The organism is Rhizobium sp. BK275, assembly GCF_014193555.1.
Classification (GTDB): domain Bacteria; phylum Pseudomonadota; class Alphaproteobacteria; order Rhizobiales; family Rhizobiaceae; genus Rhizobium.
Map to the genome: position 1 here is coordinate 769,473 of NZ_JACHZL010000002.1, position 14,225 is coordinate 783,697.

The following is a 14,225-nucleotide window of genomic DNA, read 5'->3' on the forward strand; positions in this document are numbered from 1 at the left end:
TATTCTCCGTACGGAATTACTTGTTGGTCGTGGATCCCGTCGCGGTGGTGTCCGTCGGCATGGCCGTGCCGGTTGCTGCCGGAGCCTTTTCAGCCGCCTGCATTGCCAGTGTCTTGAATTCCGGAGCCGCTTTCAGCGATTCCGCGGTTTCCGTGGTCGTCAGCTTGACGGAGCCATCCTGCGCGTTCTGGGCGACGGTGACCTTCCCCATCGGAACGGCGACGTTCTTTTCGCCGATGCCCAGGAAGCCGCCAACACCGATCACGGCTGCAACAAGGCCGCCGTCCTTCTTCATGATCAGGTCATTGACGCTGCCGATGCTCTCATTGTTGGCGTTATAGACCGACTGGCCGATATAGGTGTTGGCACTGATTTGGTCCGGGGCCTGCTGCGTCAGATAGCTGTCGCCACCCGCTTGAGCCGTATCAGTGCTCGGTGCCGGGGCCGGAGCCTGGGCGGCATCACCTGCGGGCGCCATTGGCTTGACCGGCTCTGCCGGTGCAGGGGCTGCCGGATCGGCGGGCGCAGACTGTGTCGGGGCAGCAGGATTCGCCGGCTCTGGAGCCGTCTGCGAAAATGCCGCCGGTGCGAAAGCCGTGGCAAACAGTGCGCCAGCGGCAACGGTCGTCAGGAGTTTGCGTGTCATTTCGAACCTACTTTCGTTCCTTGAGTGATCCCTGGCGCAGCAGCGCCTGTTTTTCAGGCATTCCTGCCGCGCCGGTTCAAGAATGAAATGACCGGTGCGCTTATTGGTTCCGGACGAAGACACGGAAAATTTTGCGGTTTTCACGGAACCTTGATCGGAAAACGATCCAAAAAGAAAAGGCACCCTGCAACAGAGTGCCTTTGTAAATGCGGGCTTCAACGTTCAGATCACATAGGCAGGATCGAAAACGCCCTTCACCGTGATGCCGAGCTCGAGCAGCGCGCCTGCGCTCGGCTGTGCGGAGCGGGCATCCTCGTCCAACCCCTCCCAGGCTGTCGTCACCACAAGCCGGTCGGCATTGGCACCGATGAAGGCCGGGCAAGAAGGCTGTGCGGCCGGCACCTTGTAGCGGGCGATGCGCAAGCCATCCGGGCTGTAGCGGTCGACGACGCCGGCACCCCAGCGCGCGTTCCAGATATACCCGTCGGCATCGCAGACTGAACCGTCGAGGCCGCCGGGTTCGTCCATGCTGTCGACCATCACGATCGGTTCGCCCGAGGGAAGGCCGGTCTGCGGATCGACCATGACCCGCATCAGGCGGCTGATGCGGGTATCGGTGAAATAGCCGATCGTACCGTCGGGCGAAAAGCAGATGGAGTTCGGAATGCTGATACCGCTGAAGATCTTCGTCACCTTGCCGGCAGCCACGTGATAGATCGCACCCGCCTGCTGCTCGGCGCGCTTGCTCATGGTACTGATCCACAATGCGCCGGAGGGATGCGTGCGCCCGTCGTTGGAGCGGTTTTCCGGCTTGTCGTTTTCGAGCGCCGCATAGAAGGTCAGGTTGCCGCTCGCGATATCCCGCACGAAAAGCCCTTCTTCGGTCGCCAGTAGCTGACGACCGGAATCGATGCGGGCAAGCACGCTCGCCATCATTGGCAGCGGATGCACCTTCTTCTCGTCCGTCGAAAGATTGAGCTCGTGCAGCTCCTTGCCGAGAATGTTGAACCACCAGACGGTGTTGGAAACGGGATCGTAAGTGGGGCCTTCACCGAGAACCGAATTGGTATTGCAAAGTGTTTTGCCCTCGAATTCATAAATATCAGTCATATGCCTATGCTCCTATGGCTGCGTCATAGGCTAAGATGGTTGCCTTGGCTCGCTCGGCAACCTCTGCAGCAGTCATTCCGGGCTTGTAAATGCTGGTGCCGAGGCCGAAGGCGAGAATGCCGGCTTTGGTGTAGTCGGAGAAGTTCTTGTCCGACACACCGCCGACCGCCGCAATCACCAGCTCCGGCGGCAGGATGGCGCGGATCGCGGTGATGCCGGAAGGGCCGAGAACGCTGGCGGGAAAGAACTTGAGGCCAGTCGCACCCGCGCGGGCCGCCTGCAGCGCCTCTGTGGGCGTGAAGACGCCCGGCATTGTCACCATCCCATAGTCGCGGGCACGGATGATGACGTCGGGCTCGACATTCGGCGTCACCAGCAGCTTGCCGCCAGCGGCATGCAGGCTGTCGACGGCCTCTGTGGTCAATACGGTGCCGGCTCCGATCAGCACATCAGCCGGCGCCATCTTGGCGGCAATCTCGATCGATTTGAAAGGCTCCGGCGAGTTGAGCGGGATCTCGATCGCCGTCAAGCCGTTTTCGATCAGCGCGCCGACCACGGCCTCTGTTTCCTCGGGCTTGATGCCGCGCAAAATGGCAATCAGCGGACGCTTCATATCGGGGAAGGGGATACGGTTCATGGAAGGTGTCTTTCTCGGTTCGGCCAGATGGCTCAATTTGGCCAGATGGTTTGGGCAGCAGCCGAAAGCCCGCCGCGAACGGCGGCATCGGCATCGATGGCGGTGAAGGAAAGGGAGAGTGTGCGGAAGGCCTGCTCGTAAAGAGCCTGCAGGCGTCCGGACGCGACGAGTGTGATGGCCGTACCCTTGCCGGCATCCTGCAGCGCACCGGCGATTTCGAGGCCGATCAAGATGCCCGAGAGCTTAGCTTGTGCGGCAGCGGCCGAAATACCGTGCAGAAGCTGACCGGAGCGGGCGGTGAAAATCAGGTTGGAGGCCAGTGCCGGCCGTTCGAAGGCCGCTGCGACCGCAGCCTCGAAGGCGGCCGCATCGACCGGCTGATCCTCGGCGCCGGCAACGGCATGCATGAGGATGGTATGCTTGGTAATCGCGTCGAAAAGCTCACCCGTCATGAAGGTGGCAAAGCCGGTCACTCTGCCGTCTTCCACATGCACCCACTTGGAATGTGTGCCCGGCATGCAGACGGCTTGTGCACCGCGGCTCGCAGGGCCGAGCGCGCCGAGAAGCTGTGTTTCCTCACCGCGCATGACATCGGGTATCGCCGCATCGCGCTGGGCAAGGCCGGGCAGGATACGCACATCGCGGTTTTCGCCCGGCACGGACACTGCACCTGATAGGATCGAGGAAAGCGAAGCCGGCACGTCGATATAACCGGCCTCCACCCAGCCCTGCCGTGCGCCCGCCATGCCGCAGACGATGACCGGCAGGTCATCAGGCGCTTCGACCGCTGCGAGATGTCCAGCCAGAACTTGGGAAAAGCCGGTCTTGGCGGCCGTCGTCATACCTTCGCCGCTACGGCGTTCGGCAAGAACGCTGCCGTCGGCACCGATAAGCCAGAGCCGGAAGCTGCTGGTGCCCCAGTCCACCGCGACATAAGCGGGATTTGCCATTAGAGAACGCCTCCATCGACGATTAGGGACTGCGCGGTCATGCCGGCTGCGCAGTCGGATGCAAGAAAAAGAGCCGGACCGACAATTGCGTCCGCCTTTAATACGATCTTCAGGCATTGCCCCTGCATGGAACGGGCAATGCTCTCCTCCGTCAGCCACAGCTTCATCTGCCGCTCGGTCACCACCATGCCCGGCAGGATGCAGTTGACGCGGATATTCTCAGGTCCCAGCCTTCCGGCCATGCTCTTCGTCAGGCCGATCACAGCGGCCTTGGCGGCGGCATAGGCGGGGAAAACGCCCATGTTCAATTTGAAGGCGATGGACGACATGTTAATGATCGCCCCGCCGCCGGCCGTCCGCATCGAAGGCACCACTGCCTGCGAGGTGAAGAAGACATGGCGCAGGTTGACTGCCTGGTTGTTGTCCCAATAGTCCTCGGTCACATCATCGAATTCGTGCCTGTCGTCCCAGGCTGCATTGTTGACGAGCACCCGGATCGGCCCGGACTTTTCGACAACCTCGTTCACCGTGCGCCTGATAGCGTCGATATCGCGCAGGTCGGTGTGGTAGAAGCTGACCGGATGCGCAGCCTCTCCGGAAAGCCGTTCCGCTAGTTCCCGGCTTTCAGCCTCGGCGATGTCGAGGAAGGAGACCTTTGCGCCCTGCCTTGCAAAACCCTCGACGAGCCCAGCACCGATGCCGGAGCCGCCTCCGCTCACCAGCACTGCGCGATCCCTGAATTCGGGAAATTGTGCAGACATAGCGCTCACCGTCTCTCTCCTCCCAGCATGCTGTAAATTCCATTATTTGGAACTTAATTTGACTATATGGAATTATCCGATTAGGCTGCCTTACCTGTCAAGGGTAGTAGGCGATGATATCAGGCGGCGACAGCATGGCGCAGGCAGATGACAAGGGGGCGACCGGCACGCCGCGTGATACCGGCACGCTCGGCAAGCTGATGGCCGTGCTCGATCTCGTCACCCATGCTGATGCTCCCTTGCGCTTCACCGATATCCTCGCGCTTGCCAGCCAGCCGCGCGGTACGCTGCACCGCCAGCTCGGCCATCTCGTGGAGGAGGGGCTTCTCGAAATCGATGCGGAGGGACGTTATGCGCCTGGCTTGCGATTGCTCGACTTCGCCTCACGGAGCTGGGCGCGCAACGAATTCCGCCTGATTGCCGCGCCGCATCTCGCCGCCCTGCATCGGGAGACAGGCGAGACCGTCCATCTCGGCGTGCTGCGCGGCTCCTCCATCATCTATCTCGACAAGGTCGAAGGGCACCAACCGGTGCGCATGTATTCACAGATCGGCAATGCCTCACCCTGCTATTGCACCGGTGTCGGCAAGGCGGCCCTTTCGGTTCTGCCGGCGGACAAACTCCGCGAATTGCTTCCCAGCCTGCGTTTCAACCGCTTCACGCCCTCGACGCATGTGAGCGGTGAAACCCTGTTGACGGAAATCGGCGATATTGTCTCTGCCGGTCATGCCTACGACCGGGAAGAGCACGAGGCGGGTATCCGCTGCGTCGCCGCCCCCATCTGGTCGGACGACCGCTCCTTCATCGGCGGGGTCTCTGTCACCGGTCCCGCCTACCGCCTGTCGATGGAACTTCTCCACGAATGGGCCGTCCCGGTTCAGGTGACGGCGCGGAAGATCATGGACGAAATGCGCATCCGCCTCGGGCCGAGGCGTTGAAACCGATCTGGTTGAAACGATCTGACCGTGATCAACTGCTGGACGTCGTATACGTAGCATGCTTATGATGAGTGCGTTATTGAGATTTGACGGCGAATCACGCCAACTGGGGTCGTCCGCGAAATCATCGACAATTCACCGGCCGAACGCGCTGCGCGCCGAGGCTGAATCCTATTGATCTGACGGGCGTTGTGTAACCCACCCTGCACCTGACCGTTTTTCCACACAGGCTGCCGGCGGTTTACCCAAACCCCGGTTCGAAGGCGAAAAAATCTGATGGCAAGCTTACCGCAAACTTCGGTGGAAGACGCCTATGTCCAGGAGGTCGCCAGTCTAAAGACGCAGTTCGACATCTTCCGCTTCATGAAGCGGGTGACGGAGACCTATCGCAGCCGAGCCTTCATGGTTCTGAACCTGCCGCCGATCACCTCTTTCGATCTGCAGGGCAACACGATTATCACGAGCTGGCCGGCAGAACTGCTGTCCACCTACGACCAGGAAGGGCTGATGATGAACAGCCCGGTCCTGCGGCGGCTGCGTACCTCAACCCTGCCGTTCTTCCACGATACGGCACGGACCGCCTGGCCGCGCGATGATGGCAAAACGGGCTTGGTTGCCGCTCTCTTCGAACGCTTCAAGATGGTGCGTAGCGCTTTTTTTCCGACACATGAACCATCAGGCGCGCGCGGTGCGGTCTCCTTCGCCGGCGATCGCGAACCTTATACGCCCACCGAGATGCGTGAGCTCAGCTACATCGCCATCCACGTCTTCGACCGGCTCGCCGAGATCCGTAATCTCGATACGCGCATGACCGATACGCTGACGGACCGCGAGATCGACTGCCTCAACTGGACTGCCGCAGGTAAGACCAGCGCCGAGATCGCCGAAATCCTCGATCTCTCGGAGCACACGGTCAATCATTACCTGAACCGCGCCACCAAGAAGCTGGATACGGTCAACCGCACGCAGGCCGTCGCCAAGGCGCTGCGCATCGGTCTCATCAAGTAACGTCACCAGCCTAAAATAACGTCAGGCGCTGCCGGGCTGCTCAATATCTGAGCGCCGTTTTCGTTGCTCGCTGTCCAAATTGACAATTGTCATCCCTTTTCGTCAATTTCGCAGTTGGCACGCTTCCTGCATTGTTATTGGCAGAGGTCCAGAGGGGACTTTGATAACAGCGCCAGCCCAATGGTGCGACCGACACGCCGCCGCCTGATATCGTTGCCGCTTTTCTCCCGGCCCTACGATGTTGGGGGCGGTTGTTGCGTTTAGGCAACCGCCTTTTGCCGCTGTTTCGAAACCGGACGATTTCCTTTAGTTTTTTCTGGTCTTTTTTTTCGCTTGCGCTAATTCGCCCCGAATTGCGTCGGTTCTCGGGGAGGCCGTTGCGGCCATCAGGGCGAAAGCCCGGCGGACTTGATGGCCGCAACGGAGAGAGAGCCCGCTGCCTTTCCTTCGATATGAGATGTGCCTGCCGCCCGATTTTGTTTGGCGAAGCCGCCCGCCTCCACTATTTACAGACAAAGAAAAGCAGTGAGGGCGGAATGACCGAGGTCACCAAGGAACAGGTTCTGGAAACGCTGAAGACCGTGCGCGGGCCGGATCTGGAGCACAGTATCGTCGAACTCGGCATGGTTTCCGACGTCTTCATCTCCGACGGCAAGGTCTATTTCTCCATTACCGTGCCGGCGGAACGCGCCAAGGAACTGGAGCCGATGCGGCTTGCCGCAGAGCGTGTCATCAAGGAAATGCCGGGTGTGAAAGGCGCGCTTGTGGCGCTGACGGCAGACAAGAAGGCCGCCGCAAATGCACCTGCAGCGCGCCCGGCCCCACAGGCTGACCACAGCCATCACGGCCACTCCCATACGCCGCAGCAACCGCCGCCGCGCACGGCCAAGATCGGCGTTCCCGGTATCGGCGCCATCATCGCCGTCGCATCGGGTAAGGGCGGTGTGGGCAAGTCGACGACGGCGGTCAATCTGGCACTCGGCCTGCTGGCCAACGGTCTTCGCGTTGGCATTCTCGATGCCGATATCTACGGTCCCTCCATGCCGCGCCTCCTCAAGATTTCCGGCCGCCCGACGCAGATCGATGGCCGCATCATCAATCCCATGGAGAATTACGGCCTCAAGGTCATGTCCATGGGCTTCCTCGTCGATGAGGAAACGGCGATGATCTGGCGCGGGCCGATGGTTCAGTCCGCCCTCCTGCAGATGCTGCGTGAAGTCGCCTGGGGTGAACTCGATGTTCTCGTCGTCGACATGCCGCCCGGCACCGGCGACGCCCAGCTCACCATGGCCCAGCAGGTGCCGCTTGCCGGCGCCGTCATCGTTTCCACGCCGCAGGACCTGGCGTTGATCGATGCTCGCAAGGGTCTCAACATGTTCCGTAAGGTTGAGGTGCCGGTTCTCGGCATCGTCGAGAACATGAGCTATTTCGTCGCGCCCGATACAGGCACGCGCTACGACATCTTCGGCCACGGCGGTGCTCGCAAGGAAGCCGAGCGCATCGGCGTACCCTTCCTCGGCGAAGTTCCGTTGACCATGAATATCCGCGAGACCTCGGATGCCGGAACGCCGCTCGTTGCCTCCGATCCGAATGGCATCGTGGCCGGAATCTACCGTGCCATCGCCGCCAAGGTCTGGGAACAGGTCGGCCAAAAGCCACAGCGCGCCGCACCTGCCATCGTCTTCGAATAGCGCGAATCACTTGGCTGCTCACCCCGAATTGTGGGGGAAATGAGATGAAAGGGCGCGGTTCAGGTAAGATGTCTTGATTATTTTCCGGCTTTGCTGCATATGCGCGCCGGCGTCATGATGGCGCGTCTGCAAATGCTCTGCGATGGCCGCCTGTCGATGAAGGTTCGGCCTCTCTGCATGTTCGGAGTTGACTTGTCGATCGAAGGATTGGTGACTGCGATGCGGTGGAGCAACCCGGCCGGAAAGGCCGCATATGGCCGGAGTTGCATGAACTCTTTTTATCCACTTCCGCTACGATCGATGACGAGTGCGCCTGGCGTCACCGCGCTCGCGGCCGCATGGAAGGGTTCTCGATGAAAAGAGCCAGGACGGCCGGGCATTGCCGGCGCCGGAGATGCGGACTGTGATCACCGCATACTGTTCCAACTGCAAATCGATCGAGATTCGCGATCTTGCGAACCCTCCTGAGTTTCCGGCGGATGTGATATGGATCGACATGGTCGAACCGACGCGCGAGGAGGAGCTGCATGTCGAAAAGGTTCTTGGCATTGAAGTGCCGACGCGTGACGATCTCAGGGCGATCGAGCCGTCCGCGCGCCTTTATGTCGAAAACAACGCAGTTTATATGACAGCTTCGCTGATATGGAAGGCAGAGACGGAAGCCCCGACCTTGACGGATGTCGCCTTCATTCTGGCCGGCGACCGGCTGGTGACCATCCGCTACGCCCATCCGAAGTCTTTCGCGCTTTTCATCGCTGCCCTGCACCGCATACCGGAGCAATGGCGCAGTGGCGCTGCCCTGCTCGCCAAGCTTTTGGAAACGATCGTCGACCGCACGGCAGAAGTCCTGGAAGCCTCGGTGTCCCGGCTGGATATCCTGTCGGTCCACGTCTTCGGCGATCGCGCCAAGAAGGTGCGCAAGCCCTCGAACTATCTGGAAGAGAAACTGAAGGACATTGCCGGTCATCACCGCATGATCAGCAAGCTGCGTGACAGCCTCGGCTCGCTCTCGCGCCTGCTCACCTTCTTTTATACGATCCCTGTCGTGCAGCACGATCAGGAAACCAAGGAACTTTGCCGAACGATCTCGCGTGACATCCAGTCCCTTTCGGAACACGCTGCCTTCGTCGCCGGCAACATCACCTTCCTGCTCGACGCCTCGCTCGGCCTCATCAATATCGAGCAGAATGCCATCATCAAGATTTTCTCGATCGCTTCGGTTGTGTTCTTGCCGCCGACGCTGGTCGCTTCCATCTATGGCATGAATTTCGAATTCATGCCGGAGTTGCACCTGACCGCGGGTTATCCCTACTCGCTGGGCCTCATGGTGATCTCCGCCGTCGTCCCCTTCTTCTTTTTTCGCTGGAAAGGCTGGCTCTGAGGAGCCTGTAATTGCTTCATGTCTGAAGAAAGCCATTCTCACGAACGTCACCTTGGGCCGCGCAAGCTCTTTTATCTCGCGCTGGGTTCGGTAGGCGTCGTTTATGGAGATATCGGCACGAGCCCGCTTTATGCCTTCCGTGAAGCGCTGAAGCCGGTCGCCCATGATGGTCTCACCCGTTTCGAGGTCATCAGCCTTATTTCCCTGATGATCTGGGCGTTGACCATCATCGTCACCATCAAATACGTGCTCTTCCTGCTGCGCGCCGACAACGACGGCGAAGGCGGTACGCTGTCGCTGCTTGCCCTCCTGATGAAGACCGCCAACGGCCATACTGCGCTCTTGATGCTGCTCGGCCTGATGGGCGCAGCGCTCTTCCTGGGCGACGCTATGATCACGCCGGCGCTCTCCGTCCTCTCGGCCGTCGAAGGTCTGAAGCTCGTGACCCCGAGCCTGTCGGAATATATCGTGCCCATATCCGTGGCGATCCTGGCGTTGCTCTTTGTCGTGCAGTCGCATGGCACGGGGGCCGTTGCTCGCCTCTTCGGCCCGATCACGGCGCTCTGGTTCCTCGTCATGGCTGCCGCCGGCATCGCCCATATTTCGGATGATTACGGCATCCTCGCCGCCTTCAATCCCTATTATGCCGTCAGCTTTCTGCTGCATGAGGGTTTCTACGGCGTTGTCGTTCTCGGCGCCGTCTTCCTGACCGTCACCGGCGCGGAAGCGCTTTATGCGGATCTCGGCCATTTCGGTCGGCGTCCGATCCAGTGGGCGTGGTTTGTGCTGGTTTTCCCGTCACTGACGCTGAACTATCTGGGGCAGGGCGCGCTCGTTCTCGGCAATCCGGCGACGATGTCCGATCCTTTCTATCTCATGTACCCACAGTGGGCGCTGCTGCCGGTCGTCATCCTCGCGACTGCCGCTACCATCATTGCCAGCCAGGCCGTCATTACCGGTGCCTTCTCGCTGGTGCGCCAGGGGATCAACCTCGGCTTCCTGCCGCGCATGGAAATTCTCTTCACGTCCGAGACCAATACCGGGCAGATCTTTGTGCCTTCGGTCAATGCGGTGCTGTTCTTCGGCGTCATCTTCCTGGTGCTCGGCTTCAAGACCTCCGATGCGCTGGCGACCGCCTACGGCATCTCGGTCACGGGCGCGATGCTCGTCACCTCGATCATGGCCTTCGAGTTCGTCCGCGTCCGTTGGAACTGGTCGCTTCCGGTTGCCATCATCGCTCTGCTGCCGCTGCTCGTTCTCGAGCTGATCTTCCTCGGCGCCAACCTTCTGAAAATCCATGACGGCGGTTACATCCCAATCATGATTGCGACCGCCTTCACCGTCATCATGTGGACCTGGCGCCGCGGTACGGCGATCCTGACGGAAAAGACCCGCCATACCGACATTCCGCTCGCCTCTTTCGTCAGCTCCATCGAGCGTAAGAGCGAGCATTCTCCGGCCCATGTTCCAGGCACCGCGATTTTCCTGACCAGCGATCCGGATTCGGCGCCCGCCGCGCTGCTGCATAATCTCAAGCACAATCACGTGCTCCATGACCGCAACGTCATCCTGACGATCCGCACGGTGAACAAACCGCGTGTCTCGCCGCAGGAGCGTTACAAAGTCGAGCAGATCTCCGAGCGTTTCTCGCGTGTTGAACTGCTCTTCGGCTTCATGGAATCGCAGAATGTCTCGCAGGCGCTGGCGGCATTGCGCAAGACCGGCCTGAAGTTCGACATCATGACGACGTCCTTCTATCTCGGCCGCCGCAAGCTGGTGCCCGATGCCAAGTCCGGCATGCCCTACTGGCAGGACCGCCTTTACATCGCGCTCGCCAACGCTGCCGCCAACCCCTCCGACTACTTCCGTCTGCCGGCCAACCGCGTCGTGGAACTGGGTTCGCACGTCATCATCTGACGGGAAGCAAGGAGGGGGCACCATCTCGCCCTCTCCCATTTCTGTGACGGGCACGGGAATGAGCAGGCGAGATGATCCGCCTCGCGAAAATATCAGCCGCATTAGAATATGCAGAAATCCTCATGAGCATATTCCGGGACAGGTCGTTAACCAGCTATCAAGGTTAATGCGGGATTTTCTTGGGACTGTTCCTGCGTCCCATGCCCGGAGTCCGCGTTGCGTCGAAATGGTCGTTCCCGCAGCAAGCTGCGTCTCTTGCCCCAGAACTGGGTCTCTCCCGCGATCTTCGGCGTGGCCGGATGGCTGATCTTTCCGAGCGTCGCCTCCCATGCCGATCTCGCCACCATGCTCGCCGGTCTCGACAATGATGGCGAAAGCTGGCGCATGGTTCTGACCAATTCGCCGGCTGGCTCCATCCACCAGGCCGAACTCGCCTTTGCCGATCCCGGCGCCACCGGCTCGATCGCGGCCGGTGCCGGCATGGTGCTGCCCGACGGCCGTAAGGTTGCCTTCGTCTCCGGTGAGAAGGGCAATGGGGGAACCACGGACGAGGATCGTGTCAATCGCGACGCCAAGAAGGGCCGCGTCGTCGCCGTCGAAAGGGTGCTGCCGCCGAAGGATTTCTCGGCCGGTTCCATCCTCGAGCGCACCAAGCTCCTCTTTCGCCCGGTCTTCGATCTCAAGGACAAGTCGGCCTTCGTGAAGCCGACGATCAAGGGCAAGGAGATCGAGATCGCCATGGCCTTCTACAAGAAGCAGCCGGCACCACAGCAGGACAATGCCATGCCGGCCTTGCTGGCTGGCCTCGTGACCAATGACAAGGCGGATGCGCTGGCGGCGGCCTATGCGCCTGCCGCGCCAGATTATTCTCGTCAGTCGCCTTTCGATTCGATCCTGACCGACAAGGACGAAGGCCGTTTCGTGCCCCAGATCGGCCCGAAGGACCATGCCTGGGCCGCAAGCATCCTGCCGCCCAGTGTCTTTTCCGCCCGCGAACAGCAGTGCCTGGCATCGGGCATCTATTTCGAGGCGCGCGGTGAATCCGTGAAGGGGCAGGCGGCTGTCGCGCAGGTCATCCTCAACCGGGTCCGCAACCCGGCCTATCCGAAGACCATCTGCGGCGTCGTCTACCAGAACGAAGACTGGCGCAACCGCTGCCAGTTTTCCTTCGCCTGCGACAACATCAAGGACCGGGTAAATTCGCAATATCACTGGCGCGTCGCCCGCGATGTCGCCATGGCCGTGACATCAGGCAGGATCTGGCTGCCGCAGGTCGGTTCGGCCACGCATTACCATGCCGTCTACGTCCGGCCGAATTGGGCCAGGACCATGGAAAAGGTCGGCCGCATCGGCATGCATGTCTTCTACCGCACCTATGGCGGCGGCTGGAGCTGAGGCAAAAGGGCTGCTGATTGTGGATTTTGCGCCGACCGGCGCCGTTCGAAGGCGGATTCTTTGGATGAAATCCTGTCCGAGCGGCCGGATTCCGCTTAAATACCTGATTTATTACAGTTATTTTATGGCTGGACACCAGCTCTCTACGCCTTGACTATGCTAATTCCTAAAACTATGTTGCGCGCGACTTCAGAACGGGCCGGAAGGTTCTTTAACCTTCGCGTCCGTGGTTCGGAAAACCGGGGTAGCGGGATTGCGGGCGACGGAAGCGGAGGAGAGCACGATGGCGGATGACCGCGAAGAAAGTCTTGAGCAGCGCCGTCGGCAGCTGGAGGCGGAACTTGCCTCCAAGCGTGTCGATGACAGGAAGGAAGAAGCGCGGGAGGCCAGCGCCGAGCAGAGCCGTAAGGGCTATGCGCAGGCGATGAAGCTTTCGAGCGAATTCATTTCCGCCATCGTTGTCGGTGCTGTGCTCGGCTATCTCCTCGACCGTTTTGTCGGTACGGCGCCTTGGGGGTTGATTGTTCTTCTGCTTCTTGGATTCTGTGCCGGCGTACTGAATGTTCTGCGCGCCGCGGGGAAGGTCACCCAACCCCTGGACCGCAGAACGCCTGAGAAATAAGGACCGTTTCGGTCCAGTGCAATTTCCGCCTCTTGGGCGGGTCAAAGAGAGAGAGCAACCGGTGTCCAGCGATCCGACTCATCAGTTCCAGATCTTCAAGATTGTGCCGATCGAGATCGGCGGGATTGATTTCTCGTTCACCAACGCATCGCTCTTCATGGTGGCTTCGGCTGCTGTTGCCGCTGGCTTCCTCTATTTCTCGACCTCGAACCGCGCCGTCGTTCCCGGTCGTTCGCAGTCGCTCGCCGAAATGTCCTACGAGTTCATTGCGGGCATGCTGAAGGAAGGGGCGGGCACCAAGGGAATGAAGTTCTTCCCGCTGGTCTTCTCGCTCTTCATGTTCGTGCTGACGGCAAACCTGCTGGGCATGTTCCCGTATTTCTTCACGATCACCAGCCAGATCATCGTCACCTTCGCGCTGGCGATCCTCGTCATCGGCACGGTGCTCGTCTACGGCTTCTATAAGCACGGCTTCCACTTCCTGAATGTCTTCGTGCCCTCGGGCGTGCCGGGAATATTGCTGCCGCTGGTCGTCGCGATCGAAGTCATTTCCTTCCTGTCCCGTCCGATTTCACTCTCTGTTCGTCTTTTCGCAAACATGCTCGCCGGTCACATCACGCTGAAAGTGTTCGCAGGCTTCGTCGCCTCGCTTGGAGCCTTCGGTGCAGTCGGTGTCGGCGGAGCCGTTCTTCCTCTCATCATGACCGTCGCCCTGACCGGTCTCGAGTTCCTCGTTGCCTTCCTCCAGGCTTACGTCTTTGCGGTGCTGACTTGCATGTACCTCAATGACGCGATCCATCCGGGCGGGCACTAAGGATAACGACATCGACGTCAAAGGGCGTCAGTCATTCGCCGCAACAACCATTTCAAAGGAGTTCAACATGGAAGCGGAAGCAGCAAAGTTCATCGGTGCAGGTCTGGCTTGCTTTGGTATGGCCGGTACGGCTCTCGGCCTCGGCAACATCTTCGGCAGCTACCTCTCCGGCGCTCTGCGCAATCCGTCTGCCGCTGACAGCCAGTTCGGCCGTCTGGTATTCGGCTTCGCCGTTACGGAAGCTCTGGGCATCTTCTCGCTGCTCGTCGCTCTTCTCCTGCTCTTCGCCGTTTAACATCGGTGGATTGATGGATCACGGCCTGCGAACAGCGAGCCGTGATCCTTTGCATTTGCA

The 14,225-nt window shown here is 60.3% G+C and carries 14 protein-coding genes; 9 read left to right on the forward strand and 5 right to left on the reverse strand.

The features are described 5' to 3' along the window. Positions 1-16: 16 nt before the first annotated feature. From FHT82_RS09670 to FHT82_RS09690, 5 genes are all read right to left on the reverse strand, one after another. Positions 17-646, reverse strand: coding sequence for a PRC-barrel domain-containing protein (locus FHT82_RS09670; protein WP_183729028.1), 630 nt, complete (start codon positions 644-646; stop codon positions 17-19). A 222-nt stretch (positions 647-868) separates the two neighbouring features. Then, the gene (locus tag FHT82_RS09675) at positions 869-1,756 is read right to left on the reverse strand and encodes an SMP-30/gluconolactonase/LRE family protein (protein WP_183729031.1); all 888 of its coding nucleotides are present in this window, start codon (positions 1,754-1,756) and stop codon (positions 869-871) included. 4 nt (positions 1,757-1,760) lie between these two features. Continuing rightward, a complete protein-coding gene (locus FHT82_RS09680; protein WP_183729034.1) occupies positions 1,761-2,393 on the reverse strand; it encodes a 2-dehydro-3-deoxy-6-phosphogalactonate aldolase in 633 nt (210 codons plus the stop codon). A gap of 32 nt (positions 2,394-2,425) precedes the next feature. Next, a complete protein-coding gene (locus FHT82_RS09685) occupies positions 2,426-3,343 on the reverse strand; it encodes a 2-dehydro-3-deoxygalactonokinase (RefSeq protein WP_183729037.1) in 918 nt (305 codons plus the stop codon). Then, complete coding sequence (locus FHT82_RS09690; RefSeq protein WP_183729237.1) at positions 3,343-4,104, reverse strand: SDR family oxidoreductase; 762 nt, start codon at positions 4,102-4,104, stop codon at positions 3,343-3,345. The genes FHT82_RS09685 and FHT82_RS09690 overlap by 1 nt, the downstream gene beginning before the upstream one ends. Before the next feature lie 113 nt (positions 4,105-4,217). Between FHT82_RS09690 and FHT82_RS09695 the strand changes: the two genes are divergently transcribed. The 9 genes from FHT82_RS09695 (at position 4,218) to FHT82_RS09735 (ending at position 14,165) form a co-directional block, all read left to right on the forward strand. Next, positions 4,218-5,042 (forward strand): IclR family transcriptional regulator, encoded by an 825-nt coding sequence (locus tag FHT82_RS09695; RefSeq protein ID WP_183729040.1) that lies wholly within the window; start codon positions 4,218-4,220, stop codon positions 5,040-5,042. A 276-nt stretch (positions 5,043-5,318) separates the two neighbouring features. Further along, positions 5,319-6,050, forward strand: coding sequence for an autoinducer binding domain-containing protein (locus FHT82_RS09700; protein WP_183729043.1), 732 nt, complete (start codon positions 5,319-5,321; stop codon positions 6,048-6,050). 536 nt (positions 6,051-6,586) lie between these two features. Beyond that, positions 6,587-7,741: an Mrp/NBP35 family ATP-binding protein gene (locus FHT82_RS09705; RefSeq protein WP_183729046.1), complete on the forward strand. Its 1,155-nt coding sequence runs from the start codon at positions 6,587-6,589 to the stop codon at positions 7,739-7,741. Positions 7,742-8,144: 403 nt separating this feature from the next. Beyond that, the gene (locus tag FHT82_RS09710) at positions 8,145-9,122 is read left to right on the forward strand and encodes a magnesium transporter CorA family protein (protein WP_183729049.1); all 978 of its coding nucleotides are present in this window, start codon (positions 8,145-8,147) and stop codon (positions 9,120-9,122) included. An 18-nt stretch (positions 9,123-9,140) separates the two neighbouring features. Further along, positions 9,141-11,039, forward strand: coding sequence for a potassium transporter Kup (locus FHT82_RS09715; RefSeq protein ID WP_183729052.1), 1,899 nt, complete (start codon positions 9,141-9,143; stop codon positions 11,037-11,039). 216 nt (positions 11,040-11,255) lie between these two features. Next, complete coding sequence (locus tag FHT82_RS09720; RefSeq protein WP_183729055.1) at positions 11,256-12,434, forward strand: cell wall hydrolase; 1,179 nt, start codon at positions 11,256-11,258, stop codon at positions 12,432-12,434. A 283-nt stretch (positions 12,435-12,717) separates the two neighbouring features. Then, on the forward strand, positions 12,718-13,056 hold the full coding sequence (locus FHT82_RS09725) for an AtpZ/AtpI family protein (protein ID WP_183729058.1): 339 nt from the start codon (positions 12,718-12,720) through the stop codon (positions 13,054-13,056). A gap of 61 nt (positions 13,057-13,117) precedes the next feature. Then, on the forward strand, positions 13,118-13,870 hold the full coding sequence (locus FHT82_RS09730) for a F0F1 ATP synthase subunit A (RefSeq protein WP_183729061.1): 753 nt from the start codon (positions 13,118-13,120) through the stop codon (positions 13,868-13,870). A gap of 67 nt (positions 13,871-13,937) precedes the next feature. Continuing rightward, positions 13,938-14,165 carry a F0F1 ATP synthase subunit C gene (locus FHT82_RS09735; RefSeq protein WP_003588243.1) on the forward strand — a complete coding sequence of 76 codons (228 nt, stop codon included), beginning with the start codon at positions 13,938-13,940 and terminating at the stop codon, positions 14,163-14,165. The last annotated feature ends 60 nt before the right edge of the window (positions 14,166-14,225 follow it).

Coding starts and splice junctions, on each gene's coding strand:
- FHT82_RS09705 (WP_183729046.1), top strand. CDS start 6,587: ATGACCGAGGTCACCAAGGAACAGGTTCTGGAAACGCTGAAGACCGTG.
- FHT82_RS09735 (WP_003588243.1), top strand. CDS start 13,938: ATGGAAGCGGAAGCAGCAAAGTTCATCGGTGCAGGTCTGGCTTGCTTT.
- FHT82_RS09700 (WP_183729043.1), top strand. CDS start 5,319: ATGGCAAGCTTACCGCAAACTTCGGTGGAAGACGCCTATGTCCAGGAG.
- FHT82_RS09715 (WP_183729052.1), top strand. CDS start 9,141: ATGTCTGAAGAAAGCCATTCTCACGAACGTCACCTTGGGCCGCGCAAG.
- FHT82_RS09725 (WP_183729058.1), top strand. CDS start 12,718: ATGGCGGATGACCGCGAAGAAAGTCTTGAGCAGCGCCGTCGGCAGCTG.
- FHT82_RS09690 (WP_183729237.1), bottom strand. CDS start 4,104: ATGTCTGCACAATTTCCCGAATTCAGGGATCGCGCAGTGCTGGTGAGC.
- FHT82_RS09670 (WP_183729028.1), bottom strand. CDS start 646: ATGACACGCAAACTCCTGACGACCGTTGCCGCTGGCGCACTGTTTGCC.
- FHT82_RS09695 (WP_183729040.1), top strand. CDS start 4,218: ATGATATCAGGCGGCGACAGCATGGCGCAGGCAGATGACAAGGGGGCG.
- FHT82_RS09680 (WP_183729034.1), bottom strand. CDS start 2,393: ATGAACCGTATCCCCTTCCCCGATATGAAGCGTCCGCTGATTGCCATT.
- FHT82_RS09685 (WP_183729037.1), bottom strand. CDS start 3,343: ATGGCAAATCCCGCTTATGTCGCGGTGGACTGGGGCACCAGCAGCTTC.
- FHT82_RS09675 (WP_183729031.1), bottom strand. CDS start 1,756: ATGACTGATATTTATGAATTCGAGGGCAAAACACTTTGCAATACCAAT.